This window comes from Sphingosinicella xenopeptidilytica (assembly GCF_042676985.1).
Classification (GTDB): domain Bacteria; phylum Pseudomonadota; class Alphaproteobacteria; order Sphingomonadales; family Sphingomonadaceae; genus Sphingosinicella; species Sphingosinicella xenopeptidilytica.
Genome location: NZ_JBHTIK010000001.1, coordinates 129,928 through 154,967, shown reverse-complemented (window position 1 = coordinate 154,967; position 25,040 = coordinate 129,928). Strand labels below are relative to the sequence as shown.

The 25,040-nt window shown below is 67.0% G+C and carries 25 protein-coding genes and 1 pseudogene; 15 read left to right on the top strand and 11 right to left on the bottom strand.

Going from position 1 to position 25,040, the window contains the following annotated elements; genetic code table 11:
- Positions 1 to 56 precede the first annotated feature (56 nt).
- The 4 genes from ACFQ00_RS00795 to secB form a co-directional block, all read right to left on the bottom strand.
- Complete coding sequence (locus ACFQ00_RS00795) at positions 57 to 713, bottom strand: DUF4136 domain-containing protein (protein ID WP_381484804.1); 657 nt, start codon at positions 711 to 713, stop codon at positions 57 to 59.
- A 91-nt stretch (positions 714 to 804) separates the two neighbouring features.
- On the bottom strand, positions 805 to 1,815 hold the full coding sequence (gene trpS, locus ACFQ00_RS00790) for a tryptophan--tRNA ligase (protein ID WP_381484802.1): 1,011 nt from the start codon (positions 1,813 to 1,815) through the stop codon (positions 805 to 807).
- 35 nt (positions 1,816 to 1,850) lie between these two features.
- Positions 1,851 to 3,413, bottom strand: a complete 1,563-nt coding sequence (gene murJ, locus ACFQ00_RS00785) for a murein biosynthesis integral membrane protein MurJ (RefSeq protein ID WP_381484800.1) — start codon at positions 3,411 to 3,413, stop codon at positions 1,851 to 1,853.
- 25 nt (positions 3,414 to 3,438) lie between these two features.
- Positions 3,439 to 3,963: a protein-export chaperone SecB gene (gene secB, locus ACFQ00_RS00780; RefSeq protein ID WP_381484797.1), complete on the bottom strand. Its 525-nt coding sequence runs from the start codon at positions 3,961 to 3,963 to the stop codon at positions 3,439 to 3,441.
- Positions 3,964 to 4,177: 214 nt separating this feature from the next.
- Here secB and ACFQ00_RS00775 point away from each other — a divergent pair, with 214 nt between their 5' ends.
- From ACFQ00_RS00775 to ACFQ00_RS00760, 4 genes are all read left to right on the top strand, one after another.
- Positions 4,178 to 4,834 (top strand): Tim44/TimA family putative adaptor protein, encoded by a 657-nt coding sequence (locus ACFQ00_RS00775; protein WP_374599382.1) that lies wholly within the window; start codon positions 4,178 to 4,180, stop codon positions 4,832 to 4,834.
- A 100-nt stretch (positions 4,835 to 4,934) separates the two neighbouring features.
- Complete coding sequence (mltA, locus tag ACFQ00_RS00770; RefSeq protein WP_381484794.1) at positions 4,935 to 6,161, top strand: murein transglycosylase A; 1,227 nt, start codon at positions 4,935 to 4,937, stop codon at positions 6,159 to 6,161.
- The gene (locus tag ACFQ00_RS00765) at positions 6,145 to 6,675 is read left to right on the top strand and encodes a Smr/MutS family protein (protein WP_381484792.1); all 531 of its coding nucleotides are present in this window, start codon (positions 6,145 to 6,147) and stop codon (positions 6,673 to 6,675) included. The genes mltA and ACFQ00_RS00765 overlap by 17 nt, the downstream gene beginning before the upstream one ends.
- A gap of 58 nt (positions 6,676 to 6,733) precedes the next feature.
- Positions 6,734 to 7,717, top strand: a complete 984-nt coding sequence (locus tag ACFQ00_RS00760) for an I78 family peptidase inhibitor (protein ID WP_381484789.1) — start codon at positions 6,734 to 6,736, stop codon at positions 7,715 to 7,717.
- 38 nt (positions 7,718 to 7,755) lie between these two features.
- Here the strand turns inward: ACFQ00_RS00760 and hslU are convergent, their stop codons facing one another.
- Entirely contained in the window at positions 7,756 to 9,087 is a 1,332-nt protein-coding gene (hslU, locus tag ACFQ00_RS00755) for an ATP-dependent protease ATPase subunit HslU (RefSeq protein WP_381484786.1), read from the bottom strand.
- Positions 9,084 to 9,635 (bottom strand): ATP-dependent protease subunit HslV, encoded by a 552-nt coding sequence (gene hslV / locus ACFQ00_RS00750; RefSeq protein WP_381484783.1) that lies wholly within the window; start codon positions 9,633 to 9,635, stop codon positions 9,084 to 9,086. The genes hslU and hslV overlap by 4 nt, the downstream gene beginning before the upstream one ends.
- A 93-nt stretch (positions 9,636 to 9,728) precedes the next feature.
- Between hslV and ACFQ00_RS00745 the strand changes: the two genes are divergently transcribed.
- From ACFQ00_RS00745 to ACFQ00_RS00710, 8 genes are all read left to right on the top strand, one after another.
- The gene (locus ACFQ00_RS00745; protein ID WP_381484781.1) at positions 9,729 to 11,051 is read left to right on the top strand and encodes a PQQ-dependent sugar dehydrogenase; all 1,323 of its coding nucleotides are present in this window, start codon (positions 9,729 to 9,731) and stop codon (positions 11,049 to 11,051) included.
- Positions 11,048 to 11,647 (top strand): imidazoleglycerol-phosphate dehydratase HisB, encoded by a 600-nt coding sequence (hisB, locus tag ACFQ00_RS00740; protein ID WP_381484778.1) that lies wholly within the window; start codon positions 11,048 to 11,050, stop codon positions 11,645 to 11,647. Before ACFQ00_RS00745 ends, hisB begins: the two co-directional genes overlap by 4 nt.
- Positions 11,648 to 11,671: 24 nt before the next feature.
- Positions 11,672 to 12,328 carry an imidazole glycerol phosphate synthase subunit HisH gene (gene hisH / locus ACFQ00_RS00735; RefSeq protein ID WP_374595898.1) on the top strand — a complete coding sequence of 219 codons (657 nt, stop codon included), beginning with the start codon at positions 11,672 to 11,674 and terminating at the stop codon, positions 12,326 to 12,328.
- 27 nt (positions 12,329 to 12,355) lie between these two features.
- The gene (gene hisA, locus ACFQ00_RS00730; RefSeq protein ID WP_381484775.1) at positions 12,356 to 13,084 is read left to right on the top strand and encodes a 1-(5-phosphoribosyl)-5-[(5-phosphoribosylamino)methylideneamino]imidazole-4-carboxamide isomerase; all 729 of its coding nucleotides are present in this window, start codon (positions 12,356 to 12,358) and stop codon (positions 13,082 to 13,084) included.
- Positions 13,081 to 13,842 carry an imidazole glycerol phosphate synthase subunit HisF gene (hisF, locus tag ACFQ00_RS00725; protein WP_381484772.1) on the top strand — a complete coding sequence of 254 codons (762 nt, stop codon included), beginning with the start codon at positions 13,081 to 13,083 and terminating at the stop codon, positions 13,840 to 13,842. Before hisA ends, hisF begins: the two co-directional genes overlap by 4 nt.
- Positions 13,843 to 13,873: 31 nt before the next feature.
- Positions 13,874 to 14,206, top strand: coding sequence for a phosphoribosyl-ATP diphosphatase (locus ACFQ00_RS00720; RefSeq protein ID WP_381484769.1), 333 nt, complete (start codon positions 13,874 to 13,876; stop codon positions 14,204 to 14,206).
- Between the two features lies 1 nt (position 14,207).
- Entirely contained in the window at positions 14,208 to 14,588 is a 381-nt protein-coding gene (locus ACFQ00_RS00715; protein WP_381484766.1) for a histidine triad nucleotide-binding protein, read from the top strand.
- Positions 14,589 to 14,705: 117 nt separating this feature from the next.
- Entirely contained in the window at positions 14,706 to 16,289 is a 1,584-nt protein-coding gene (locus ACFQ00_RS00710) for an amino acid permease (RefSeq protein WP_381484763.1), read from the top strand.
- Positions 16,290 to 16,331: 42 nt separating this feature from the next.
- Here the strand turns inward: ACFQ00_RS00710 and ACFQ00_RS00705 are convergent, their stop codons facing one another.
- A complete protein-coding gene (locus tag ACFQ00_RS00705; RefSeq protein WP_381484760.1) occupies positions 16,332 to 17,321 on the bottom strand; it encodes an adenosine kinase in 990 nt (329 codons plus the stop codon).
- An 87-nt stretch (positions 17,322 to 17,408) separates the two neighbouring features.
- Between ACFQ00_RS00705 and ACFQ00_RS00700 the strand changes: the two are divergent.
- Positions 17,409 to 17,981 (top strand): annotated as a pseudogene (locus tag ACFQ00_RS00700) (EI24 domain-containing protein); the annotation flags it as partial.
- On the opposite strand, the gene queG reads toward ACFQ00_RS00700, so the two are convergent.
- The gene (queG, locus tag ACFQ00_RS00695; RefSeq protein WP_381485871.1) at positions 17,961 to 19,103 is read right to left on the bottom strand and encodes a tRNA epoxyqueuosine(34) reductase QueG; all 1,143 of its coding nucleotides are present in this window, start codon (positions 19,101 to 19,103) and stop codon (positions 17,961 to 17,963) included. The pseudogene ACFQ00_RS00700 and the gene queG sit on opposite strands and share 21 nt — an antisense overlap.
- A 60-nt stretch (positions 19,104 to 19,163) precedes the next feature.
- On the opposite strand from queG, the gene ACFQ00_RS00690 reads away from it, so the two are divergent.
- Positions 19,164 to 20,117 (top strand): ABC transporter ATP-binding protein, encoded by a 954-nt coding sequence (locus ACFQ00_RS00690; RefSeq protein WP_381484757.1) that lies wholly within the window; start codon positions 19,164 to 19,166, stop codon positions 20,115 to 20,117.
- The gene (locus ACFQ00_RS00685; protein WP_381484754.1) at positions 20,114 to 21,478 is read left to right on the top strand and encodes an ABC transporter permease; all 1,365 of its coding nucleotides are present in this window, start codon (positions 20,114 to 20,116) and stop codon (positions 21,476 to 21,478) included. The genes ACFQ00_RS00690 and ACFQ00_RS00685 overlap by 4 nt, the downstream gene beginning before the upstream one ends.
- Here ACFQ00_RS00685 and ACFQ00_RS00680 read toward each other — a convergent pair.
- The 3 genes from ACFQ00_RS00680 to ACFQ00_RS00670 all read right to left on the bottom strand — a co-directional run bounded on the left by ACFQ00_RS00680 (position 21,475) and on the right by ACFQ00_RS00670 (position 25,019).
- Positions 21,475 to 22,254 carry an SDR family NAD(P)-dependent oxidoreductase gene (locus ACFQ00_RS00680; RefSeq protein ID WP_381484751.1) on the bottom strand — a complete coding sequence of 260 codons (780 nt, stop codon included), beginning with the start codon at positions 22,252 to 22,254 and terminating at the stop codon, positions 21,475 to 21,477. The two genes, ACFQ00_RS00685 and ACFQ00_RS00680, sit on opposite strands and share 4 nt — an antisense overlap.
- A gap of 85 nt (positions 22,255 to 22,339) precedes the next feature.
- A complete protein-coding gene (locus tag ACFQ00_RS00675; protein ID WP_374595888.1) occupies positions 22,340 to 23,248 on the bottom strand; it encodes a DMT family transporter in 909 nt (302 codons plus the stop codon).
- Complete coding sequence (locus ACFQ00_RS00670) at positions 23,229 to 25,019, bottom strand: AMP-dependent synthetase/ligase (protein WP_381484748.1); 1,791 nt, start codon at positions 25,017 to 25,019, stop codon at positions 23,229 to 23,231. Before ACFQ00_RS00670 ends, ACFQ00_RS00675 begins: the two co-directional genes overlap by 20 nt.
- Between the last annotated feature and the right edge of the window lie 21 nt (positions 25,020 to 25,040).

Below are 25,040 nucleotides of genomic sequence, written 5' to 3'. Positions count from 1 at the left end.
ACCGGTTTTGGGTGCGAGGCGCTGCGATAGGGTGAACCCTGTCGCAGCGCGAACGCTCAGTAGCCGCTTTTTTTCTGGTCGATCTTCACGCGCACGGTCTGCCCGGAGTTGCCCGGGAAGCCCGAGAACATGGCCTCGACGAGGTTGGGCACCAGCTTGGTGAGGTCGGACGAGCGTGTCGTCGCCTCGGCGCGGCCCTCGAACACCGGTGCGCCGTTCTTGCGGACGATGTCCATGTCCAGGAACGAGCGGTAGACGGTGTAGCTGTAAACTTCCGTGCCGCCGCCGAAGCCCGGACCCCAGAACGGATCGTAGAACGAGCCCCAGTAATAGGGATGATAGCGATAGCGGCTGTAATAGGGCCAGCCCCATCCGCCCCATCCGCCGTAGCCCGCGCCGAAACCGGTATAGCGGGTATCGACCTTCTCGCGGCCGTCGTTGACGCCGTAGTCGAGCTTGACGACGAGCGTCGCCGCTTCGGGCGAAGCGGCGCGCTGATAGCCCTGCTGGACCAGTCTGTTCTCGACGTACGACGCATATTGCGCGAACTCGAGCCCGCCCGATCGCTCGGCGTCGCGCGCCTCGATCGTGAAGCTCTCGCCCGACGGCGCCGGCAGGCGCTGGAAGCGGGAAACATCGGCAGTGAAGGGCGTCGTGCAGGCGGCAACCAGCGCCAGCAGCCCCAGCGACAACAGGATCTTCGGCAGTTTCATGTTATTCACCTACGGGCTTTCTCGTTCGCACCCACGCCATATCTATATAGTGCATGTGCGCGGCTGAACGATCCCTGAATTTTCAAAGCCCTCAGCCGAGAAACCCAACCGTCCGTTTCACCTCCGCGAGCACCGGTGCCGCGATCGCGTCGGCGCGCGCCGCGCCCTTCGCGAGCACGGCGTCGAGATGGCCGGGATCGGCGCAAAGTTCGCGGAAACGCGCGGCGATCGGCGCCAGCACGCTCACCGTGAGATCGGCGAGTGCGGGCTTGAACGCGCCGAAGCCCTTGCCCTCGAACTCCGTGAGCACGGCCTGCGCGCTCGTTCCGGCAAGCGCCGCGTAGATCGAAACGAGGTTCCGCGCCTCGGGCCGCGACTCAAGCCCCGCGATACCGCCGGGCAGCGGCTCGGGGTCCGTCTTCGCCTTCTTGATCTTCTGCGCGATGGCGTCGGCGTCGTCGGCAAGGTTGATGCGGCTCATGTCCGAAGGGTCGGATTTCGACATCTTCGCGGTGCCGTCGCGCAGCGACATCACGCGCGTCGCCGGGCCCTGGATCACGGGCTCGGGAAGCGGGAACAGCTCGACGCCGTAGTCGGTGTTGAACTTCTGCGCGATGTCGCGGGAGAGTTCGAGGTGCTGCTTCTGGTCTTCGCCCACCGGCACGTGCGTCGCCTTGTAGCCGAGGATGTCGGCGGCCTGCAGCACGGGATAGCCGAACAGGCCGACGGAAGCGCCTTCCTTGTCCTTGCCCGACTTTTCCTTGAACTGCGTCATGCGCTGCATCCAGCCCATGCGCGCGGTGCACATCAGGATCCAGCAGAGCTCGGCGTGCATGTGCACCTGGCTCTGGTTGAACAGCACGGCGCGGTCGGGATCGATGCCGCTCGCGAGCAGCGCGGCGGCCATCTCGTGGATGCCCTTGCGCAGCGCTTCGGGGTCTTGCCACAGCGTGATCGCGTGCAGGTCCACGATGCAATAGACGCATTCGTGCTGGTGCTGCATGTCCACCCAGTTGCGGATCGCGCCGAGGTAATTGCCAAGGTGCAGGTTGCCGGTCGGCTGGATGCCGGAAAAGACGCGGGGTGCGAAAGTCTGTGTCATAGCGCGCCGCCGTTAGGCCCCGCTTGGGTCACAGGTCAAGCGCCGTTGCCGCGCCTGAGCTTGGCGAGGTGTTCGTGGTGGAAGCCGCCGATCGCCCACAGCGTCCCGAAATAGAGCCCCGCCCCGGTCAGAACAACTGCCGTCAGTGCGCCCGCGCGTGCGAGCGCGCCGCCCGTGAAGGACGCGCCGAGCGCGTTCGTCACCCACCAGAGCCCTGCGGCCATCACGAGTGCGGCGACAAGCTGCTTGCCGACGCGCAGGATCACGTCCCCGGTCAGCGTGAAGTGCCCGCGCCGGTGCAGGATCGTGTAGAGCAGCGCGCAGTTGAACCAGCTTGAAACGGCGGTTGCCGCCGCGAGTCCGATGATGCCGAAGCGGTCGATAACGATGAGGATGACGGCGACGTTGAAGGTGAGCGCCGCCGCGGCGGTCTTCACCGGCGTCTTCGTGTCGCCGCGTGCGAAAAAGCCCGGCGTCAGCACCTTGATGAGCACGTAGGCGGGAAGCCCGGCGACGAGCGCCATGAGCACGCCCGAGGTGACGGCGACATGCTCCGCCGTGAACCGCCCGCCGAGGAAGATCGCCTCGACGATCGGATGCGCCGCGACGGCGAGCGCCACGGCGGCGGGCAGCGTCAGCAGCATCGAAAGCTCGACCGCCGTGCCCTGCAGTTTCTGCGCGCCGTCCGCGTCTTCGCGCGCGATGAGCCGGCTGAGCGCGGGCAGGATGGCGGTGCCGAGCGCTATGCCGACGACGCCGAGCGGCAGCTGGTTCAGCCGGTCCGCATAGTTCAGGAAGCTCATCGCGCCCTCTTCGAGTCGCGTCGCGAAGAATGTGTCGATCAGCTGCGAGAGCTGGTAGATGCCTGCGCCGAAGGTGGCAGGCACGATGATGCGGCCGAGTTCTTTCACCTTGGGGTCGAGTCGCGGCCAACGCAGCCGCAGGGTCAGCCCCGCCCGGCGCACCGCCCACAGCAGCCACAAGAACTGTACGACGCCCGCCACGCTCACCGAAACTGCAAGCGCCCGCGCCGTTTCCGCGCTGTCGCCTGTGGTGCTGCCGAAAAACAGAACGCCGCCGATCAGGCAGATGTTGAGCAGAATCGGCGCGGCGGCGGCGGCGGCGAACTTCGACATCGAATTGAGCACGCCCGAGAGCAGCGACACGAGGCTGACGAGCAGCAGATACGGAAAGGCGATTCGCGTCAGCTCGACGGTCAGCTCGAACTTGCCCGGCACGTCCTTGTAGGCGCTCGCCATCAGCCAGACGACGCCGGGCATGAAGATCTCGAACAGCGCCGTGAACAGCAGCAGGATCGGCAAAAACACGGACAGCACGTTCGCCGAGAAGCGCTCGGCGGCGCGGATGCCGCCCGGCCCGTGCAGTTCCTTGCTGAACATCGGCACGTAAGCCGCACTGAACGCGCCCTCCGCGAACAGGCGTCGGAAGATGTTGGGCAGCTTGAACGCCACGAAGAAGGCGTCCGCCCCCGCGCCCGCACCGAGCAGGCGTGAAAGCAGCATATCGCGGGCAAAGCCGAACACGCGGCTGACGAGGGTCAGCCCTCCGATGACGCCGACGCTCTTGACGAGCGACATGGGCGCGTCCTCTCGCCCGGGCCTCTTAGGCGTGCCCGATCTCGCCGGATTGCTCCGCCGCTTCCGCCTGCTGCTGGCGCGCGAAATAGAGCTGAGCGAAATCGATCGGGTCGAGCATCAGCGGCGGGAAGCCGCCGTCGCGCGTCGCGTCGGCGAAGATGCGGCGGGCGAACGGGAAAAGCTGGCGCGGTGCCTCGACGACGAGGAACAGCTCAAGGTGCTCCTCGGGCACGTTCTGCAGGCCGAAGAGGCCGCCGTAGAGCAGCTCGGTGATGAAGGCGGTCTTGCCGTTTTCAAACGTGGCGTTCGCGGAGAGCTTCAGCTCCACCTCGTAGACGTTGTCGCCCTGCTGGCGGACGCCGACGTTGACATTGATCTCGATCTTCGGCTGGCCCGCACCCTGCTGCAGCGACTGCGGCGCGCCCGGGTTCTCGAACGACAGGTCCTTCACGTACTGCGCCAGGATGCTCACCTGCGGCAGGGCTTCCGCCGGGGCTTCGCCGCCGTTGCCATTGATGTAGCCTTCGTCGCCCGTTTCGTTCTCGGCCATGATGCAGGTCTCAATTCTGTTGGACAGGAATACGGCGCGCTCGCTAGCAGGCACATGGAACCGGCGCAAGGCAGCGCTGTTCCTTGTATGCGGCTCGGAATAGCCTATCTTAACCGAAAACAGGTTAAGCTGCGTGGACTGTGCGGCGCGGCGCTGTTAAGCAAACGCGTTTGAAGGGACGCTTGAAGGTAGAATTATGGGCGACAGCAGCGGACTGATCGAGATCGTCGTTCTGGCGATGCTCGCGGGGTTCATCGCCCTTCGGCTGGTGAGCGTGCTTGGCCGCCGCACCGGCCATGAAGAGCCCGCCGGCGAAGTCGTTCGCCGCAGCCCCGCGGAGCAGCAGACGCCGCCGCGTGCAGGCAGCTACGACCTGCCGCCCGCTGCGCCGCTCGATCTGCCCGCCGACATGTCGCCCGCGCTGAAGGAATCACTGAACGCGATCGCCGCCGCAGACCCGACGTTCGATCCGCCGCGTTTCGCCGAAGGCGCGAAGGCGGCGTATCGCATGGTGCTCGAAGCCTTCTGGAAGGGCGACGCCGAGGCGCTGCGCGATCTTGTTTCCGATGATATCGCCGATCAGTTCGCCGAAGCGATTGCCGCGCGCGAGGCGGAGGGGCTGACGCTCGAAAACCGGCTCGTGTCGCTCGAAAAGGTCGAAATCGTCGCCGCACGGCTTCACGGCGCCATGGCCGAGGTGACGCTGCGCTTCGATGCCGATCTCGTCGCCGTCACGCGCGACAAGGCCGGAAACGTCGTCAGCGGCTCGTTGTCGGACGCGGTGCAGTCGCACGATGTCTGGACGTTCAGCCGCCACACTGGTGCCGCAGACCCCAACTGGCTGCTCATCGACACCGACGAAGACGCCTGATTCGGCATCTGATTCCGGCGTCCTTTCGACGAATGCGGATTCCAGCCGCGGCCGAAATCCGCTAGCCCTGCGCCTGATCCAAGGTTTGCTGGAGTTCCGCGTGCGTCATCGCTTTTTCCCCGTTCTGCTGTTGCTCGCGATTGCCGCGTGTGCGTCGCCGCGTCCCGTCACAACGCCCACCGGGCCGGTGTCGCCGGGCGCCGAGCCCGCGCCGATCACACCGCCCGCCCCCACAGGGCCTGCGACAGCTGCCGCGCTCGGCGCCGCGCCTGCTACGTTCGCGGAGATTCCGGGCTGGGGAACCAACGATTTCGCTGCCACCCTCGCCGCCTTCCGCAAGTCCTGCCGCGCCGTCACGCGCCGCACCGACGTCAGCGGCCTCACCATCGCTTCCGATTGGGAAACCGCCTGCAATCTCGTGCCCGCCGCTACGGACCCGCGCGCCTTCTTCGAGCTGAATTTCACCCCTGTGCGCGTCGGCACCGGCGCGGCGTTCGTCACCGGCTATTACGAGCCGGAGATCGCAGGATCGCGCACGCGCGGCCCCGGTCATCTGGTGCCGATCTACGGGCTGCCCGCCGATCTCGTGCGCGTCGATCAGCCCGATCCGGCGAATCCCGGCCAGATGAAGAAGGCCACCGGCCGCATCGACGAAACCGGCGCCTACCAGCTCTACTGGTCGCGCGAGGATATCGACAACGGCGCGCTTTTCGATCGCAACCTCGAAATCGCGTGGGCGGCGGACGAGGTCGAGTTCTTCTTCCTGCAGATCCAGGGATCGGGGCGCCTGCGCCTGCCCGACGGCAGCGTCATGCGCATCGGCTATGCGGGGCAGAACGGCCGCGAATACGTGGGTATCGGGCGCTTGCTGCGTGATCGGAACGTACTTGCACCCGGCGAAGCGTCCATGCAGGGCATCATGCGCTGGCTGCGTGCCAATCCCGAGGAAGGCCGCAAGGTGATGCACGAAAACAAGAGCTTCATCTTCTTCAAGGAGCTGACGGGCGAGGGCCCTCTCGGCGCTATGGGTGCCCCCGTCACGCCGGAACGCAGCCTCGCCGCTGATCCGATGTTCGTGCCGCTGGGTGCGCCGGTCTGGCTTTCCACGCGCTACACCGATGTCGATCGCAGCATGAAGCCGTTCGCGGCGCTGATGGTCGCGCAGGATACCGGCGGCGCCATCAAGGGCGCGAACCGCTTCGATCTGTTCTGGGGTGCGGGCGAGCGTGCGCGCACCATCGCGGGCGGGCTCTCCAGCGAAGGCGCGGCCTTCATCCTGTTGCCGAAGGCGGCGGCGGCGCGGCTTCTCCGTGGCCCGGCGGCCTGAACCGCCTTCGGACGCCGAGACCGCTCTCTGGGCGAAGGTCACGGCCTCCGTCCGCCCGCTGAAAACGCGCGCCGCACCGCCGCCTGAAACGCCGCGCCCACGCGTGAACGTGCGTCCGCAACGGGTCGAGGCGCCCGATATGTCCCGGCAGCGCGCCGCTGCCGCGCCGGAGGACGCCTCGCTCGACGGCGGCTGGGATCGCCGCATCCGCAAAGGCAGCATCGAGGCCGAGCGCACCGTCGATCTTCACGGCCACACGCAGGACGAAGCCTATGCGGCGCTCGCGGGCGCGCTGGAACGCGCATGGCGCGACGACGTGCGCACGCTGCTCGTCATCACCGGCAAGACCCGGCCCGCCGGAGAGGACGGGCGCCCGCGCGGCGTCATCGCCGCCAATTTTTCCCGCTGGGCCGCGACTCCGGCGCTCAGGCCCTTCATCGCCGCGATCCGTCCCGCGCACCCGCGCCACGGCGGCAGCGGTGCGTGGTACGTGATCCTCCGCCGCAAGCGGTAGCTGTACCGTCCTCCCGGTGAATGGCATGATCGGAAACAGGACTCAGGGGAGATCACCGATGAAATCGAAGACGTTCCTGCTGCTTGCCGCCGTGCTGTTCATGCCCGCATTGCCCGTAGAGGCCGCGCCTGCCGCCATCACCGCCGCCGTTGCCGCGAAGGATCGCCCGGCCGATGAAGCGAAGCTCGATGAAAGCCGAAAGCCCGCCGAAGTCCTGAAGTTCCTCGGCCTCGAACGCGGCGACCGCGCCTTGGATTTCATGGCGGGGCGCGGTTATTACAGCGAGATCATGGCGCGTGCCGTCGGCCCGAAGGGCGCCGTCGTCGCGTGGAACCCGCCGGGCATCGCCGCGAACGATCAGGCGAAAACGGCGTGGGCGGACATCCGTGGCCGCGTGAAAAATGCCTCGGCGTTCGCGGTGCCGCTGCCGAACCTTGCACTTGCGCCCGCCAGCTTTGATTTCGCGCTGCTGCACCTCGTTTATCACGACACCTATTGGGAAAGCGCCGAGTACGGCTTCGTGCGCGTGGAACCTGCGGACGTGCTCGCGAAGCTCTACGGCGCGATGAAGCCGGGCGGTATCGTCGGCGTCATCGATCATGTCGGGCCCGCGGGCGTCGATACGCGCGCCGAGGTCGACAAGACGCACCGCATCGATCCCGCCGTGATCCGCGCCGATTTCGAGCGCGCCGGTTTCGCTTTCGAAGGCGAATCGGATGTGCTCCGCGTCTCTGGAGACGACCTTGCGAAGTCGGTGTTTGATCCCGCCGTGCGCGGCAAGACCGACCGCGTCGTCTACAAGTTCAGCAAGCCGGACGGCGCCCCGGTTGATCTCGCGATGGTCTGCGATGTGGACAAGGCACAAAGCTTCATCGGCCAGCCCGCCGACGATGCAACCGTCGGCAAGATGAAGCAGGCGACCGGCGCCCGCACCGCGCGCGTCGTGCCGCCGAACGGTGCGGTGACGATGGATTACCGCCCGGACCGGCTGACCATTTCGACCGACGAGGCCGGAAAGATCGCCCGCGTCTCCTGCGGCTGAGGCCGTAGCCCCTCTACCCTGCGGGGAGAGGGGCTACGCTACAGAATATACTTCGACAGGTCGTTGTCGCGCGCGATGTCGGATAGCTGCGCGTCCACGTAGGCCGCGTCGATCTTCACCGCCGTGCCGCCGCGTTCGGAGGCATCGAAGCTGACCTCCTCGAGCAGTTTTTCGAGCACGGTCTGCAGCCGCCGCGCGCCGATGTTCTCGACCCGGTCGTTCACCTGCGCCGCGATCCGCGCGATGGCGTCGATCGCGTCGTCGGCGAATTCAAGGGTGACGCCCTCGGTGCCGATCAGCGCTGCGTACTGCTTCACCAGCGAGACTTCGGTGTCCGTCAGGATGCGGCGGAAATCCGCTTCCGTCAGGCCCTTCAGCTCAACGCGGATGGGCAGGCGTCCCTGCAGCTCCGGCAGCAGGTCCGAAGGCTTCGCGACATGGAACGCGCCCGAGGCGATGAAGAGGATGTGATCCGTCTTCACCGGGCCATACTTGGTGGCGACCGTCGTGCCTTCGATGAGCGGCAGCAAGTCGCGCTGCACGCCTTCGCGCGAGACGGAACCGCCGCGCACGTCGGAAACCGCGATCTTGTCGATCTCGTCCAGGAACACGATGCCGTTCTGCTCGGCAGAGACGATCGCCTCGCGGCTCACCTCTTCCTGGTCGAGCCTTTTGTCGGACTCCTCGTTGACGAGCGCTTCCCAAGCCTGCCGCACCTTCAGCTTGCGCTTCTTGGTGCGCTGGCCGCCGAGCTTGCCGAACATGTTGCCGAGATCGATCATGCCAACCTGTCCGGTCATGCCGGGGATCTCGAAGGGCATCTGCGGGGCCTCGTCGACCTCGATCTCGATCTCCTTGTCGGAAAGCTCGCCCGCGAGCAGCTTCTCGCGGAAGCGGTCGCGCGTCGCGCCGCTCGCGTCCTTGCCGACGAGCGCATCGAGCACTCGCGCCTCTGCGGCGTGTTCGGCCTGCTCGCGCACGCCCTTGCGCTTCTGCTCGCGGACGAGCCGGATGGCTTCCTCCACGAGATCGCGCACGATCTGCTCGACGTCGCGGCCGACGTAGCCGACCTCGGTGAACTTGGTGGCTTCCACCTTCAGGAACGGCGCCTCGGCGAGCTTCGCGAGACGGCGACTGATCTCGGTCTTGCCGCAGCCCGTCGGCCCGATCATCAGGATGTTCTTGGGGCTCACCTCGTCGCGCATGTCCTCGGGCAGCTGCTGGCGCCGCCAGCGGTTCCTGAGCGCGACGGCGACCGCGCGCTTCGCGTCATTCTGGCCGACGATGTAGCGGTCGAGCGCCGCGACGACGGCTTTCGGGGTCAGCGCCGAGATCGCCTCGGCGGGTCTGATGGGAGCTTCGACGTTCATTGGGCCGCCTCCAGCGTTTCGATGGTGAGATTGTTGTTGGTGAAGACGCAGATGTCGGCAGCAATCGCCATGGCCTTTTTCGCCACGTCGTCGGCCGAAAGCCCGTCCACGTCGATCAGCGCCCGCGCGGCGGAAAGCGCATAATTGCCGCCCGATCCGATCGCGGTCACGTTGTGCTCCGGTTCCAGCACGTCGCCCGTGCCGGTCAGCACCAGCGTCACCTCGCGGTCGGCGACGATCATCATCGCCTCCAGCCGGCGGAGATAGCGGTCGGTACGCCAGTCCTTGGCGAGTTCCACCGCGGCGCGCTTCAGCTGGCCGGGAAAGCGTTCCAGCTTCGCCTCCAGCCGCTCGAAGAGCGTGAAGGCGTCGGCGGTCGCGCCGGCGAAGCCGCCGATCACGCTGCCGTCGCCAAGGCGGCGCACCTTCTTGGCATCGCCCTTCATCACGGTGTTGCCGAGGCTGACCTGCCCGTCGCCCGCGATCACCACCTTGCCTGCCTTGCGCACGGCGAGGATGGTCGTGCCGTGCATTACCTGTTCAGCCATGTTGGAAAGTGTCTTTCATCAGGATGTGAGACTGTTCGCCAACTGATATAGGAAACGAAAATCGCGCTTCAATTCCGCCCCCGGGAGACCGTCATGAGGATCATCGCCGCTGCCGCACTGCTTGCGCTCGCCGCCTGCGGCGATACTGCGACGCTGAAGGTGGAAGACGGCACCGGCGCCGATCCGAAACTTCCCGCGCCCGCCCGGACGCTGATGCCCACATTGCACATCGCGGATGCGAAGCCGTGGGCGCCGGGTGAGGCGCCTGTCGCTGCCGAGGGGTATGCCGTCGCGCTCTTTGCTGAAGGTCTCGAACATCCGCGCTGGCTCTACCGCCTGCCGAATGGCGATCTCCTCGTGGCCGAATCGAACAAGCCGCCGCGCCCGGTGAAGGGCATCATGGGGCGTGTCGAGGCCTACATCATGGGGAAGGCGGGTGCAGGCGCGCCTTCGGCCGATCGCATCACATTGCTCCGCGACACCAACGGTGACGGCGTGGTGGACACACGCGGCGCGTTCCTCACCGAAGGCCTCGGCTCGCCATTCGGCATGGCGCTCGTCGGAGACCGCTTCTACGTCGGCAACTATGCCAACGTCCGGGTCTGGCCCTATGCCGAGGGCGCGACGTCGCTTGCAGGCCCCGGCACCAAGGTCGTCGATCTGCCGGACAAGGGCGAGAGCACTGGGCACTGGACGCGGAACCTGCTGGCGAGCCCGGATGGCACCAAGCTCTATGTCGCCGTCGGGTCGGTATCCAATGTCTCTGAAGGTGGCATGGACGTGGAGGAAGGCCGCGCCGCCATCCACGAGATCGACCTTGCGACCGGCGCCTCGCGCATCTTCGCGAGCGGCCTCCGCAATCCCGTCGGGATGGACTGGAACCCGGTCACGAAGGCGCTGTGGACCGCCGTCAACGAACGCGACGCGCTCGGCAGCGATCTCGTGCCCGATTACATGACGAGCGTGAAGGACGGCGGCTTCTACGGCTGGCCCTACAGCTATTACGGCCAGAACGAAGACACCCGGCCGGACCCGAAACGCCCGGACCTGGTGGCCAAGGCGATCAAGCCCGACTACGCGCTCGGCCCCCACACGGCGAGCCTCGGCCTCGCGTTCCTGCCCGATGGCAGCGGCGCGTTCGTCGGCCAGCACGGCTCGTGGAACCGCAAGCCCCGCTCGGGCTACAAGGTGATCTTCGTGCCGTTTACCGCCGGAAAGCCCTCCGGAATGCCGCGCGACATCCTCACCGGCTTCCTCGTCGGCGACCATGCGAAGGGCCGCCCCGTCGGCGTCGCGTTCGATCGCACGGGCGCACTTCTCGTGGCCGACGACGTCGGCGGCCGCATCTGGCGCGTAACCGGTCCTGCGCTCAAGAACCTTGAGCCTGCCAAGGAACCCGCTATAGCGCCGGAATGACCGCGCGCACCGCAAGCATCGTCCGCAAGACGAACGAGACCGACATCGCCGTCGAGGTGAACCTCGATGGCACCGGCAAGTACGAGATCGAAACCGGCGTCGGTTTCCTCGATCACATGCTGGAGCAGCTCTCGCGCCATTCGCTCATCGACGTGAAGCTCAACTGCAAGGGCGACCTTCACATCGATCAGCACCACACGGTGGAGGATTGTGGCATCGCGCTCGGCGAGGCGATCCACAAGGCGCTCGGCGAAAAGCGCGGCATCCGCCGCTATGGCGATGCGCTGTCGCCGATGGACGAGGCGCTCACCCGCGTCGCGCTCGATATCTCGGGCCGTCCGTTCATGGTCTGGAAGGTCTCGATCCCGCAGCCGAAGCTCGGCGAAATGGATACCGAGCTGTTCCCGCACTGGTTCCACAGTTTCGCGGGCAGCGTCGGCATGACGCTGCATATCGAGCAGCTTTCGGGCGAAAATTCACATCATATTATCGAATCCTGCTTTAAGGGTCTGGCCAGAGCCTTGCGTACGGCGACGGAGATCGATCAGCGCAAGGCGGACAGTGTGCCGAGTACCAAGGGCGTTCTCGGCAGCTGACCGGAAGCTCCAAGGATCGGGCATATGGCGGAACGAATTGCAGTCATCGATTACGGCGCGGGCAACCTGCGCTCGGTGGCGAAGGCGCTGGAAGCGGCTTCGAACGAGATCGGCGTCGCCGTGCAGATCGTCGTCACGGATAGTCCTTCCACGGCATCGCAGGCGGATCGCATCGTGCTTCCGGGCGTCGGTGCCTTCGGCCAGTGCGCGACATCACTGCGCGCGATCGACGGCATGGAGGATGTGCTGAGCGAGGTCGTGCTCGTGAAGCAGCGTCCGTTCCTCGGCATCTGCGTCGGTATGCAGCTCCTCGCGAAGCGCGGCGAGGAAAAGGGGGTTCACCAAGGTCTTGGCTGGATTCCCGGCAAGGTCGTGAAGCTCGATCCGCACGATCCCAATCTCAAGATTCCGCACATGGGCTGGTCGCCCGTCTCGATGAAGCTCGCGGGCATCAATCACGATGCGCTCCGCCACATCGAAGACGGCGGCGAGGCCTATTTCGTGCACAGCTTCCATTTCGAGTGCGCCGATCATTCGCACCTGCTCGCCACCTGCGACTATGGCGGACCGGTCACGGCGATCATCGGACGCGACAATATTCTCGGCGCGCAGTTCCACCCGGAAAAGAGCCAGCATTACGGTCTCTCGTTCCTCGCAGCGTTTCTGGGCTGGACGCCGTAGATTCGGTGGGGCTAATGCAGCCCCGCAATGTCCTTCACGATTTTCCCAGCCATCGACCTCAAGTCCGGTCAGGTGGTGCGCCTCGCCGAGGGCGACATGGCGCGCGCCACCATCTATTCCGATGATCCCGCCGCGCAGGCGGCCATATTTGCGCGCGGCGGCGCCGAGTGGCTGCACGTCGTCGATCTCGACGGCGCCTTTGCGGGCCGCAGCGTCAATGGCGACGTGGTGGCGCGAATCGTTGCCGCTTTCGCGGGCAAGGTGCAGCTCGGCGGCGGCATCCGCGACATGACGGCGGTGGAAAGCTGGTTCGCGCGCGGTGTCACGCGCGCCGTCATCGGCACCGCCGCGCTGAAAGACCCCGATTTCGTGAAGGCCGCGGCAAAGGCGTATCCGGATCGGATTGTCGTCGCCGTCGATGCAAAGGGCGGCATGGTCGCGACCGAAGGCTGGGCGGAAGCGTCGGACATGCCGGTCGCCGATCTCGCCCGCCGCTTCGAGGATGCGGGCGTCGCTGCCGTGCTGTTCACCGATGTCGGCCGCGATGGCCTCCTGAAAGGCGTCAATCTCGAAGCGACGCACGCGCTCGCGAAGGCGCAGACGCTGCCCGTCATCGCCAGCGGCGGTGTCGCGGGCGAGGCGGATATCCACGCGCTGAAGGCGATCGCGGCGGATGGGATCGCGGGCGTCATCTGCGGCCGCGCCATCTATGATGGCCGCCTCGATCTCGGCCGAGCGCTCGCCATCGCCGCATGAGCGCCGTGCGCATCATCCCCTGCCTCGACGTTGCGGACGGCCGCGTCGTCAAGGGCGTCAACTTCGTCGATCTGCGCGATGCCGGCGATCCGGTCGAAGCCGCGAAGGCCTATGACGCGGCCGGTGCCGACGAGATCTGCTTCCTCGACATCACGGCGACGCACGAGGATCGCGGCACGCTGCTCGATATCGTGCAGCGCACGGCCGATCAGTGCTTCGTGCCTTTGACCGTCGGCGGCGGCGTCCGCTCGATCGAGGATGCGCGCGCGCTGCTGCTCGCGGGTGCGGACAAGGTCGCGATCAACAGTGCCGCCGTGCGCGATCCTGCCGTCGTCACCGCGCTTGCCGAACATTTCGGCTCGCAGTGCGTCGTCGTCGCCATCGATGCGCGCCAATCCAGTTCGGGCCGCTGGGAAATCTTCACGCACGGCGGCCGCAAGGCGACCGGTATCGATGCGCTCGAATTCGCGCTTCAGGTCGTCGAAAAGGGCGCGGGCGAAATCCTGCTCACCTCGATGGACCGGGATGGCACCAAGGCGGGGTTCGATCTCGCGCTCACGCGCACCATCGCCGATTCGGTGCCTGTGCCGGTGATCGCCAGCGGCGGCGTCGGCAATGTCGCGCATCTCGTCGAGGGCGTGCGCGAGGGCCATGCCTCTGCCGTGCTCGCCGCCTCGATCTTCCACTTCGGCGAGGTCACGATCGGCGAAGCCCGCGCGGCGATGCGCGCTGCGGGCATCAAGGTGCGAAACCGTTGACGCCCCGCGCAGCCGGCGTCAGGGTCGCGGCATGACCGCAACGCTCGAACGTCTCGCCGCCATCGTCGCTTCGCGTCGCGCCGCCGATCCGGAGGCAAGCTACGTCGCGAAGCTCTTCGTGAAGGGCCGCGCCAAGATCGCGCAGAAGGTCGGTGAGGAGGCCGTGGAGGCCGTGATCGCCGCCATGCAGGACGATCGCGAGGGGCTGATCGGCGAAAGCGCGGACCTCTTGTTCCACCTCTCCGTCCTCTGGGCGGACGCGGGCATCACGCCCGATGATATCGATGCCGAGCTCGCCCGCCGCGAGGGCGTGTCGGGCATCGCCGAAAAAGCCGCCAGAAAAACCGCAACACCGGGAGACTGACGTGGGCGTCGAAACGCTGGAGCCATACGACGACAACAACATCTTCGCGCGCATCCTGCGCGGCGAGATTCCGGCGCGGCCCGTCTATGAAGACGACCACGCCTTCGCCTTCCACGATATCAATCCGCAGGCGCCGACGCACGTGCTTGTGATCCCCAAGGGCCGCTACGTCAGCTGGGCGGATTTCGCCGCGAAGGCGGCGGACGGCGAAATCGCCGGATTCGTGCGTGCCGTGGGCGCCGTCGCGCGCGAACTGGGTATCGAGGAAGCGGGCTATCGCCTGCTCGCGAACGCCGGTCCCAATTCGCATCAGGAGGTGCCGCACCTCCATGTGCATATCTTCGGCGGAAAAAAACTCGGGCCGATGCTCGTGACGCCCTGATTCGGGCGCTTTTCGGTTTGTGGTGGGCGCGAAAGCCGCTAGACCACGCAACCTTGTTTCAGTGTCCGGGCTGCGGCTGGGGAGGCGCAGCTTTTCGTATCTGGGGGGAGTTCCCGAATGATCTTTGGCCGTGTCAAATCGCTCGACGCCATTTTGGCGACAGCACAGAAGAAGTCGCTGCACCGCTCGCTCGGCGCGCTTCAGCTGACGCTTCTCGGCGTCGGCGCCATCATCGGCACGGGTATTTTCGTGCTCACGTCGGAAGCCGCGCAGAAGGCCGGTCCCGGCATGATGTTCAGCTTCGTCATCGCCGGCGCGGTCTGCGTCGTCGCGGCGCTCTGCTACTCGGAAATCGCCTCGATGGTGCCCGTTTCGGGCTCCGCCTACACCTATACCTATGCCGTCATGGGCGAGCTTCTCGCCTGGATGGTCGGCTGGGCGCTGGTGCTTGAATATGCCGTCGCGGCCAGTGCCGTCTCGGTCGGCTGGTCGGGCTATTTCGTCGGGCAGCTGAAGGGCTGGTTCGGCATAGACCTTCCCGTTGCGCTGATTTCCGGGCCCTACGTGCCGGGCGGTATCGTCAACCTCCCCGCCGTCGTCATCGCCCTCCTCATCACCGGCCTCCTGATGCTCGGCACGACCGAGAGCGCGCGCGTCAACGCCGTGCTCGTCGCGATCAAGGTCACCGCGCTCACCGCGTTCATCGTGCTTGCGCTGCCGGTGATGCAGATGGAAAACTTCGAGCCGTTCGCCCCGCAGGGCTGGTATGGTTCGGGCGGCGCCGGCATCGTCGGCGCGGCGGCGTCCATCTTCTTCGCCTATGTCGGCTTCGATGCGGTGTCGACCGCGGCGGAAGAAACCAAGAACCCGCAACGCAACGTGCCGATCGGCCTCATTGGCTCGCTCGCCATCTGCACGGTTTTCTACATGCTCGTTGCGGCGGGTGCGATCGGTTCGCCGCTCGGCTCGCAGCCCGTCACCTCGGTGCTCGGCGAATGGCTCGCCCCCGGCTCCGCCGAACTCGGCGCGCGCTGCTCGACGCTGATGGCGGCGGGTCAGGAACCGCTCGCCTGCTCGAAGGAAGCGCTCGCGCACGTGCTGCGCGAGATCGGCTATCTCAAGATCGGCAACCTCATCGGCCTTGCCGCCTTCCTTGCACTGCCGTCGGTCATCCTCGTCATGCTGTTCGGTCAGACGCGCATCTTCTTCGTGATGTCGCGCGATGGCCTGCTGCCGGAGAAGCTCTCGACGATCCATCCGAAGTGGAAGACGCCGCACATCATCACGATGGTCACGGGTCTTGCGGTCACGTTCACGGCGGCGTTCCTGCCCGTGGGCAAGCTCGCGGACATCGCGAACGCGGGCACGCTGTTCGCGTTCATGATGGTGGCGATCGCGGTGATGTTGCTCCGGAAGCGCGATCCGCACCGCGCGCGGCCGTTCCGTACGCCGGCGCTGTGGCTCGTCGGCCCGCTCACGGTCATCGGCTGCGTCGCGCTGTTCTTCGCGCTGCCGTTCGATGCGAAGATCGTGCTGCCGCTCTGGGGCGGCATCGGGCTCGTGCTCTACTTCGCCTACGGCTATCGCAAGAGCCATGTCGGCCGCGGCATCATCGAGGTGCACGAAGCCGACGCCGATGCTCCGCCGCAGCCGGTGCCCCCGATGCCGGGCGCGCCGACGCCCGGCGGCAAGCAGGCCTGATACGGATCGGCCCGGTTCTCACCAGAACCGGGCCGAACTGTTTTAGCCGAGCCGTTTGGCGACCAGCGCAGCGAGGTCCGCTTCGGGGCGCGCGCCGATGTGGCTGATGATTTCCGCGGCTGCCACCGCGCCCATCACTGCGCAGTCGCCGAGCGCGCGGCCCTCCGAGAAGCCCGCAAGGAAGCCGCCCGCGAACAGGTCGCCCGCGCCCGTCGTGTCGACGATGCGCGCGGCGGGCTCCGCCGGGATCGTGATCGCCGCGTCCTTCGTCAGCACGATCGCGCCCTTTTCGGATCGGGTGATCACGCTCACCTCGCACGCGCCGCGCTGCGCGGCCACCGCCGCGTCGAAGTCGTCGGTCTCGTAGAGGCTCTTCAGTTCGTTTTCGTTGGCGAACAGGATGTCGACGCCGCCCTGCGCGAGGCGCAGGAAGTCGGCGCGGTGCCGCTCCACGCAGAACACGTCCGAAAGCGTGAAGGAGACGCGGCGTCCGTTCGCGTGCGCAACCTCGCAGGCCTTCGCCATCGCCGCGCGCGGCTCGGCGGCATCCCACAAATAGCCTTCAAGGTAGGTGAGCGGGCTCGCCGCGATCAGATCGTAGTCGACGTCCGTTTCGCTCAGCATCGCGCTCGTGCCGAGGAAGGTGTTCATCGTGCGCTGCGCGTCCGGCGTCACCAGGATCAGGCAGCGCCCGGTGGGCATGGTGTCGGCCGCGTAAGGCGTGGTGAAGTCCACGCCCGAGGCGCGGATATCATGCGCGAACACCGCGCCGAGCTGATCGTTCGACACGCGCCCGATAAAGTTCACCCGGCGGCCCAAGGCTGCCATGCCGACCGCGGCGTTGGAGCCGGATCCGCCCGAAACCTCCCGCCCCGGCCCCATGCGGCCATAGAGACGCTCGGCCTCCGCGGTATCGATCAGGTGCATCGAGCCCTTCTGGAGCCCGCTCTCGGCGAGGAAGGCGTCGTCGGCGGAGGCGATCACGTCGACAAGGGCATTGCCGATCACGACGATGTCGTAAGCGCTGGTCATCGGGCTGTTTCACCTGCGAAGAAGGGAGAAAGCCGAGCCCTAGCGGCGCATCTCGCGGTTCGCAACCTTCGGTGCTAGCATCGCGCCATGCTCGCCGAACTGCCGCGCGTCCTTGCCCAGCTCTCCGACCGGCGTTTCGTCGCCGTGTTCCTGAAATCGATCGCGCTCACGCTGCTGATCCTCGCGGGCGTCTGGTACGGTCTCGATAGCTGGCTCAGCGGCAGCAGCGCGCCGCCGCTGCCCGTGTGGATGCAGCGCTTCTGGGCGGATGCGGCGGATTGGGCGGCGCTGCCGATCGTCGTCATCGGCGGATGGTTCCTGTTCCCCGGCATCGCCACCGGCGTCATGGGCCTGTTCCTCGACGATGTCGTCGATGCCGTCGAAGATCGCCATTATCCGCGAGCGATGGCGCATCGCCGCGTGCCCCTCGCCGAAGCCGGCCTTCTCGCGCTCGCGTCCGCGCTGCGCGTCGTGCTGTGGAACCTCGCGCTCGCGCCCATCTATCTGCTGCTGCTGTTCACGGCGGTCGGCCCGCTCCTCCTCTTCACCGCCGTCAACGGCTGGCTGATGGGGCGCGATCTTCTGGAGATGGTTGCCATCCGCCACATGCCGCGCGCCGACGCCGCGGCGCTGATCGCGTCAAACCGCGCGCTCCGCCTGCGGCTCGGCCTCACCGCCGCGCCCTTGTTCCTCGTCCCCGTCCTCAACCTCTTCGCGCCGATCATCGCCGCCGCGCTCGCCGCGCACGCGTTTCAGATCATCGGCAAGCGCTGAAAGACCCCAGTCCGCCGCCTCGCGCACGAGGTCGGAGGCGTCTCCCCGCAATCGCTCCAGAACAGGCACGGCACCTGCCGCCCCGCTGTTCCCAAGCGCGATGGCGACGTTGCGCACGAAGCGGTCGCGCCCCACGCGCTTCACCGGCGACCCCGCGAACACCTGCCGGAACCCGGCATCGTCGAGCGCGGCAAGCTCGGCAAGGCGCGGTGCGGTCAGCTCGGCGCGTGGCTGGAACGCGGCTTCGGCGGAGGCCTTGGCGAAGCTGTTCCACGGGCATACGGCGAGGCAATCGTCGCAGCCATAGATGCGGTTGCCGATCGCGCGGCGGAATTCGTGCGGGATCGGGCCTTTCAGCTCGATGGTGAGGTAGGAGATGCAGCGCCGCGCATCGAGGCTGTACGGCCCCGTGAACGCTGCCGTCGGGCACGCGCGCTGGCAGGCGTCGCACGATCCACAGCGGTCGGCGTGCGGCGCATCGGGTGTCAACTCCAGCGTCGTGTAGATCGCGCCGAGGAACAGCCAGCTCCCATGATCGCGGCTCACGAGATTGGTGTGCTTGCCCTGCCAGCCGATTCCCGCGGCGGCGGCAAGCGGCTTTTCCATCACCGGCGCGGTATCCACGAACACCTTCACCTCGCCCTCGCCCGCGGCTTCGAGCAGCCAGCGCGCGAGCGTCTTCAGCCGCGCCTTGATCGTGTCGTGATAATCCTGCCCCTGCGCGTAGACCGAAATGACGCCGATCTCGGGATGCTCGGCATGGCGCAGCGGATCGAGCCCGGGCGCATAGCTCATGCCGAGCATGATGATCGACCGCACGTCACCCCACAGCGCGCGCGGGCTTTCGCGGCGGTCGGCCTTTTCCGCCATCCACAGCATGTCGCCGTGGCAGCCGCCCGCGATCCACGCCTTCAGCCGCGCGCCGGCGGCCGGGGCGGCGTCGGCGGGCGCGATGCCGATCGCGGAAAACCCCAGCTCCGCCGCTTTCGCGTTCAAGTCCTTCAAGATTTTGTTCGTATCCACCCGCTATTCATAGCATCGTACGGGGTGCGCGTGTGAAGGATCGGGTTGTTGGATTACGCCATCGAAGCTGAAGCCCTGTCGAAACGCTTCGGCGACAAGCAGGCGGTCGCGGGCGTCGACCTTCGCGTGCCGACGGGCGCCATCTACGGTTTCCTCGGCCAGAACGGCGCGGGCAAGACGACGACGCTGCGCATGTTGCTCGGCATTCTGGAGCCCGACGGCGGCACACGCCGCCTGCTCGGCTCGGAGCGGCCGCTCTCGGTCGCCGCACGTGTCGGCTATCTCCCCGAAGAGCGCGGCCTCTATCCGGCGATGACGGCACGCGAAGCCATCGCGTATGTCGGCGCGCTGCGCGGCCTGAAGCTCGGCGACGCGCGCGTGCGTGCGGACGAACTGCTCGCCGCGCACGGCCTCGGTGATGAGGCCAATGCCCGCATCCGCACCTTCTCGAAAGGCATGGCGCAGAAGGTGCAGCTCCTCGCCACCTTCGTGAACCGCCCCGATCTCATCGTGCTCGACGAGCCCTTCTCGGGCCTCGACCCCGTGAATCAGCAGGATCTCGAAAACATGATCCGCGCCGAGCGCGCACGCGGCGCGACCATCCTCTTTTCCACGCACGTGATGGCGCACGCCGAGCGCATGTGCGACGGCCTCGTCATCATCGCGCACGGGCGAACGCGCTTCTCTGGCAGCGTCGATGCGGCGCGGGCGCATCTGCCCTCGCGCGTCGTCCTCGTCACCGAACGCCCGCTTGCGGAACTTCACGCGCTGCTGCCGCCGGGCAGCACGGTCGATATCCTGCCCCGGAGCGCAACCGACACCGGCAACGCCTATCGCTTCCCGCTGCCGCCCGGAGGGATCGAGCCGCTCCTCGCGCGCCTCATCGAAACGGGCAGCGGCATCCGCGACATGCACATCGAACGCCCGACGCTGCACGACGCCTTCGTTACCATCGTCGGCGAGGCGGATGCGCCCGCCGAAACGCGGGAGGCGGCATGATCCGCGCGACGTTCACCATCGCCCGCCGCGATATCATGGCGACGATCCTGTCGCGCGGCTTCCTCATCTGGCTGGCGATGCCGGTGATCGGCCTCGCCTTCGCCGTGTTCGCTTCGATCGTCGGCGGTCCGCGGGCGACGGCAACGGCGTCGCAGGCGGTCGCGGTGATCGATCCGGCCGGCGATTTCACGCCGTGGATGCAGGCTGTCGCGGCGCGCGAGCGAACGCGCACCGCCTACGAACGCCTGCGCGCCGGTCACAAGGATGCGGTCTTCGCGCGGCCCGCCGCGCTGCTCACCGATGCCGAACTCGATGCGCTGGCGAAGCGCGAGGATATCGGGGCGATTGCAGCGCTTGGCGCGCTGTCGTTCGCTGCGGTCAGCGCCGAGGCCGATCCGAAGGCGCAGGCGCACCGGCTGCTTTCGGAGAGCAGCCGCTTCGGCGCCGCGCTGGTCGTCGCGCCGGGCACGCTTGCGCTTTTCACCGGCGACAAGGCGCCCGCCGCCGAGCGTATCCGAACCCTCGCGGGCCTTGCGTGGACCAAGCGCGCGCTCGCGCAGGACGGTCTTGCCGCGCGCGTCGAAGCGGTTCGCGCCGCGCAGCCGGATGTTTCCGTCACCGTCCTCAATGAAGGCGCGCAGCCTGCCGGGCGCAAAGGCGGCGCGCCCGTCCTCGCCACGGGTGCAGCAACCGTGCTCTTTGCGCTCATTTCGCTGCTCGCGGGCGCGCTCCTCTCCAACATGGTCGAAGAAAAGTCGAACAAGATCATCGAGGTGCTGGTCGCCGCCGTGCCTGTTCCGGCGATTTATGCAGGCAAGCTCATCGCCATGCTCGCCGTATCGCTGATCGGCGTCACCGTCTGGGGGTTGCTGTTCGGCGGCGGTTTCATGCTGGCGGCAGCGCAGCTTCCCGCCGGGCTCCTCCCCACGCCGCCGCGCGGCTGGCCGGAGCTGCTGGCGCTCGGCATCGCCTATTTCACCTGCGCCTATCTCATCTACGGTGCGATCTATCTCGGTGTCGGCAGCCTTTGTTCCACGATCCGCGAGGTGCAGACGCTCTCGATGCCCGTCACCATCCTGCAGATGGTGATCCTGATCTCCACGCTCGGCGCGCTCGCGAACCCCGGCGGGTCCTGGTACCAGTTCGTGTCGTGGTTCCCGCTTTCGGCGCCCTACATGATGTTGGGGCGCGGCGCCGCCGATACGGGGCTCGGCATCCATCTTGCGTCGATCGCGTGGCAGCTCGCCTTCGCGGCGCTGGTGATCGCGCTTGCCGCGCGGCTGTTCCGCTACGGCGTACTGCGCTCAGGCCCGCCGCCGACGCTGCGTCAGCTGGCGGGCCTGAAACCGAGAGTGGCTTAACGCGGCGCCATGCGGATGCCGCCGTCGAGCCGCACATCCTCGCCGTTGAAATAGCCGATGGTGATCATCGCGAGCGCGAGCTTCGCATATTCTTCCGGCTCGCCGAGTCGCTTGGGGAACGGCACGGAGGCGGCGAGCGAGGCCTTCACATTGTCCGGCGCGGCCTGCAGCAGCGGCGTGTTGAAGATGCCGGGCAGGATGGTGTTGACGCGGATGCCCTCGCTCATCAGGTCGCGCGCGATGGGGAGCGTCATGCCGACAACGCCGCCCTTGGAGGCGGAATAGGCGGCCTGGCCGATCTGGCCATCTTCGGCGGCCACGGAAGCCGTGTTCACGATGGCGCCGCGCTCGCCGTCTTCCATCGGCTCCAGCGTCATCATGCCGGCGGCCGACTTCGCGATGCAGCGGAACGTGCCGATCAGGTTGATCTGGATGACCTTTTCGAAGGCGCCGAGCGGATAGTGCTTGACCTCGCCGCTCGCCTTGTCGCGGCTCGCGGTCTTCACGGCGCTGCCGACACCGGCGCAGTTGACGAGGATGCGTTCCTGCCCGTGCGCGGCGCGCGCCTTGGCGAAGCCCGCGTCGACCGAATCATCGCTCGTCACGTCGACATTGCAGAAGATGCCGCCGATCTCGGCGGCGAGCGCCTCGCCCTTCTCGGCGCTCATGTCGAAGATGGCGACCTTCACGCCTTCCTTGGCCAGCGCGCGCGCCGTTGCGGCGCCGAGGCCGGAGGAGGCGCCCGTCACAACCGCTGCGGTTCCTGCAAGCTTCATTCCTGATCTCCCATGTTCAAAACTGTCTGTCGCGCGCCTTCCTAATCGAAGCGGCGGCAGGAGCAACCTCTTCACATGCGAAGGTTCAGTCCAATGCGGGTGTGCTGGCCGGGCCCTTTCGGGCGAGCACGGCTTCGCGATAGGCGAGGTAGATCGCGCTGCCGAGAATGAGCGCGCCGCCGATCAGCGTGATGCCGTCCACGGTTTCGCCGAAGAGCACGAAACCGATGGCGATCATGATGCCGAAACGCACGAAATCATAAGGCATCACGGCGGTCGCCTCCGCGATGGCGAAGGCGCGCACCGTCGCGATCTGGGCGATGAGCGTGCCCGCGCCGAGGCCGAGGATGTAAAGCCAGGCCACGCCCGACGGCGTTGTCCAGAAGGCGAGCGCGACGAGGAAGGTGGGCAGCACCGGCAGTGCAAAGCTCCAGAACACGACCGACATCGGGCGGGCGATCCCCACCAGCCGTTTGACGGCGATGATCGAGAAGGCGACCGCCGCGGCCGCGACAACTGCGGAAAGGATGCCCGGCGTCAGCGGCTGTTCGCCGGGGCGCAGCACGACGAGCACGCCGGCGAAGCCCGTCAGCAGCGCGCCGACCCGCCGCGCCCGCAGCTTTTCTCCCAGAAACAACGCTGCACCAGCGGTCGCGAAGATCGGTGCGGCGAAGTTGATCGCCTGCACGGTCGCCATCGGTGCGTTCGCCACGGCATAGAAGACGGTGAACATGCCGATCACGCCGCTCGTGGATCGTGCGGCATGGCTTTTCCACTGGCGCGGCGATGCCATGGAAGGATCGCGCAGCACGAGCGGCAGGATCAGCAGCAGTCCCGCGGCGTTTCGCCAGAAAACGAGCGCGAACGGGTGAATGGTCTCGCTTGCAAGCCGGATAAAGACCCACGCCGCGGAAAAGCCCACGGAGGCAACGAGGATCCATGCCGCCCCTGCGAGCGGTCGGCTTGCGGCGGTGCTACTTGTAGAGGGCGTCAAGTCGCTCCCCGTACACCTGCTTCAGCACGTGCCTCCGGATCTTCATCGAGGGCGTCATCTGTTCGTTTTCCACGGTGAACGCCTCGTCGGCAACGATCACGCGCCGCACCTTTTCGATCACCGAAAGCTGCGCGTTCACGCGGTCCACAGCTGCGGCGATGGCGCGGTGAAATTCGGGAATGCCCTTCAGCATCGCGAGGTCGCTGGAATGGCCGTGTGCTGCGGCCCATTCGCCCGACCATTCGGGGTCCGGCACCACGAGGCCCACGAGATGCGGGCGCTTGTCGCCATAAACCATGGCCTGCAGGATTTCGGGCTGCAGCGTCAGCATCCCCTCCACCCGCTGCGGCGCGACATTGTCGCCCTTGTCGTTGACGATGATATCCTTCTTGCGGTCGGTGATCACGATGTGGCCATCGGTGTCGATATGGCCGATGTCGCCAGTGTGCAGCCAGCCGTCCTTCAGCACGCGTTCGGTTTCCGCCGGGTTCTGCCAGTAGCCGTGCATCACGAGTTCGCCGCGCACGAGGATTTCGCCGTCCTCCGCGATGCGCACCTCTACGCCTTTCAGCGCGGGGCCGACGCTGTGCATCTTCAGCTTCGCGCGCGGCCGGTTGCAGGAGATGACGGGCGCGGCCTCGGTCTGTCCGTAGCCCTGCAGCAGCGTGACGCCGAGCGCGGCGAAGAAGATGCCGACCTCGGGATTGAGGGGCGCACCGCCCGCCACCATCGCCTTCAGCCGTCCGCCGAGGCGGCCCTGCACCTTCTTGCGGATCGTGCGGTCGAGCAGCAGGTCGAGCGGCTTGTCGGTCAGCGGCAGCCGCCCCTTCTCGTAGCGTTTGCGGCCGAGCCGCAGCGCCTGCTCCAGCATCCATACCGCCGCGCCGCCCTGCTTTTCGATCGCTTTCGACATGCGCTGGCGCAGCACTTCGAACAGGCGCGGCACCACGACCATGAGCGTCGGGCGCGTCTCCTCGATGTTGGCGGCGAGCTTCTCGAGGCCTTCCGAATAATAGATCTCGGCGCCGAGCGCGATCGGCAGAAATTGCCCGCCGGTGTGTTCGTAGGCGTGGCTCAAAGGCAGGAACGACAGGAAGGTCTCGGTGCCCTTGGGGAAGTCGTTCCACAGCACGTCCTCGCAGCCCGCGAGGTTGCAGAGGATCGCGCCGTGGTGCTGGCAGACGCCGCGCGGCGCGCCGCCGGTGCCGCTCGTGTAGATGATGCACGCCATGTCGCCGCGCTGCATGGTCGCGCCCGCGCGCACCGCCGCGACGTCGCCGGTGTGCGCCGCCATCAGCTCCGCCCAGTCGATCAGCTCCGCGCCGCTCGCCTGCCCGATGCGCAGCTTCTCCATGCCGATCACTTGGCGGCAGTTGGTGGATCGGTAGACGGCAGGCAGCAGCACCTTCGCCAGCTTCGCATTGGAAACGATCGCCGCCTTCGCCCCGCTGTTCTCCAGGATATGGAGATGGTCCCGCTCCGTATTGGTCGTATACGTTGGCACCGTGATCGCGCCCGCCGCCATGATCGCAAGATCGGCGATGCACCACTCCGGCCGGTTCTCACTCACCAGCACCACGCGGTCGCCCTTGCCGATGCCGCGCGCGTTCAGCGCGGTCGCCAGCGTCGCCACCTGCTGCGCGGCCTCGGCCCACGTCGTCGTCCGCCACGCGCCGTCCACCTTGGCGTGCAGCATCGGGCGCTTGCCGCGCCGGCTCGCCTGATCGAAGAACATCTCGACGAGGTTGGGCCACGTTTCTGCGGTCTGCATCGGTTCGTCTCCTCCCCGGAT

What these genes read in the sequence shown, in the direction of transcription:
- ACFQ00_RS00795 (WP_381484804.1), bottom strand. Translation starts at nt 713, where the DNA reads ATGAAACTGCCGAAGATCCTGTTGTCGCTGGGGCTGCTGGCGCTGGTT.
- trpS (WP_381484802.1), bottom strand. Translation starts at nt 1,815, where the DNA reads ATGACACAGACTTTCGCACCCCGCGTCTTTTCCGGCATCCAGCCGACC.
- murJ (WP_381484800.1), bottom strand. Translation starts at nt 3,413, where the DNA reads ATGTCGCTCGTCAAGAGCGTCGGCGTCATCGGAGGGCTGACCCTCGTC.
- secB (WP_381484797.1), bottom strand. Translation starts at nt 3,963, where the DNA reads ATGGCCGAGAACGAAACGGGCGACGAAGGCTACATCAATGGCAACGGC.
- ACFQ00_RS00760 (WP_381484789.1), top strand. Translation starts at nt 6,734, where the DNA reads ATGAAATCGAAGACGTTCCTGCTGCTTGCCGCCGTGCTGTTCATGCCC.
- hslU (WP_381484786.1), bottom strand. Translation starts at nt 9,087, where the DNA reads ATGAACGTCGAAGCTCCCATCAGACCCGCCGAGGCGATCTCGGCGCTG.
- hslV (WP_381484783.1), bottom strand. Translation starts at nt 9,635, where the DNA reads ATGGCTGAACAGGTAATGCACGGCACGACCATCCTCGCCGTGCGCAAG.
- ACFQ00_RS00745 (WP_381484781.1), top strand. Translation starts at nt 9,729, where the DNA reads ATGAGGATCATCGCCGCTGCCGCACTGCTTGCGCTCGCCGCCTGCGGC.
- hisB (WP_381484778.1), top strand. Translation starts at nt 11,048, where the DNA reads ATGACCGCGCGCACCGCAAGCATCGTCCGCAAGACGAACGAGACCGAC.
- hisH (WP_374595898.1), top strand. Translation starts at nt 11,672, where the DNA reads ATGGCGGAACGAATTGCAGTCATCGATTACGGCGCGGGCAACCTGCGC.
- hisA (WP_381484775.1), top strand. Translation starts at nt 12,356, where the DNA reads ATGTCCTTCACGATTTTCCCAGCCATCGACCTCAAGTCCGGTCAGGTG.
- hisF (WP_381484772.1), top strand. Translation starts at nt 13,081, where the DNA reads ATGAGCGCCGTGCGCATCATCCCCTGCCTCGACGTTGCGGACGGCCGC.
- ACFQ00_RS00720 (WP_381484769.1), top strand. Translation starts at nt 13,874, where the DNA reads ATGACCGCAACGCTCGAACGTCTCGCCGCCATCGTCGCTTCGCGTCGC.
- ACFQ00_RS00710 (WP_381484763.1), top strand. Translation starts at nt 14,706, where the DNA reads ATGATCTTTGGCCGTGTCAAATCGCTCGACGCCATTTTGGCGACAGCA.
- ACFQ00_RS00705 (WP_381484760.1), bottom strand. Translation starts at nt 17,321, where the DNA reads ATGACCAGCGCTTACGACATCGTCGTGATCGGCAATGCCCTTGTCGAC.
- ACFQ00_RS00685 (WP_381484754.1), top strand. Translation starts at nt 20,114, where the DNA reads ATGATCCGCGCGACGTTCACCATCGCCCGCCGCGATATCATGGCGACG.
- ACFQ00_RS00680 (WP_381484751.1), bottom strand. Translation starts at nt 22,254, where the DNA reads ATGAAGCTTGCAGGAACCGCAGCGGTTGTGACGGGCGCCTCCTCCGGC.
- ACFQ00_RS00670 (WP_381484748.1), bottom strand. Translation starts at nt 25,019, where the DNA reads ATGCAGACCGCAGAAACGTGGCCCAACCTCGTCGAGATGTTCTTCGAT.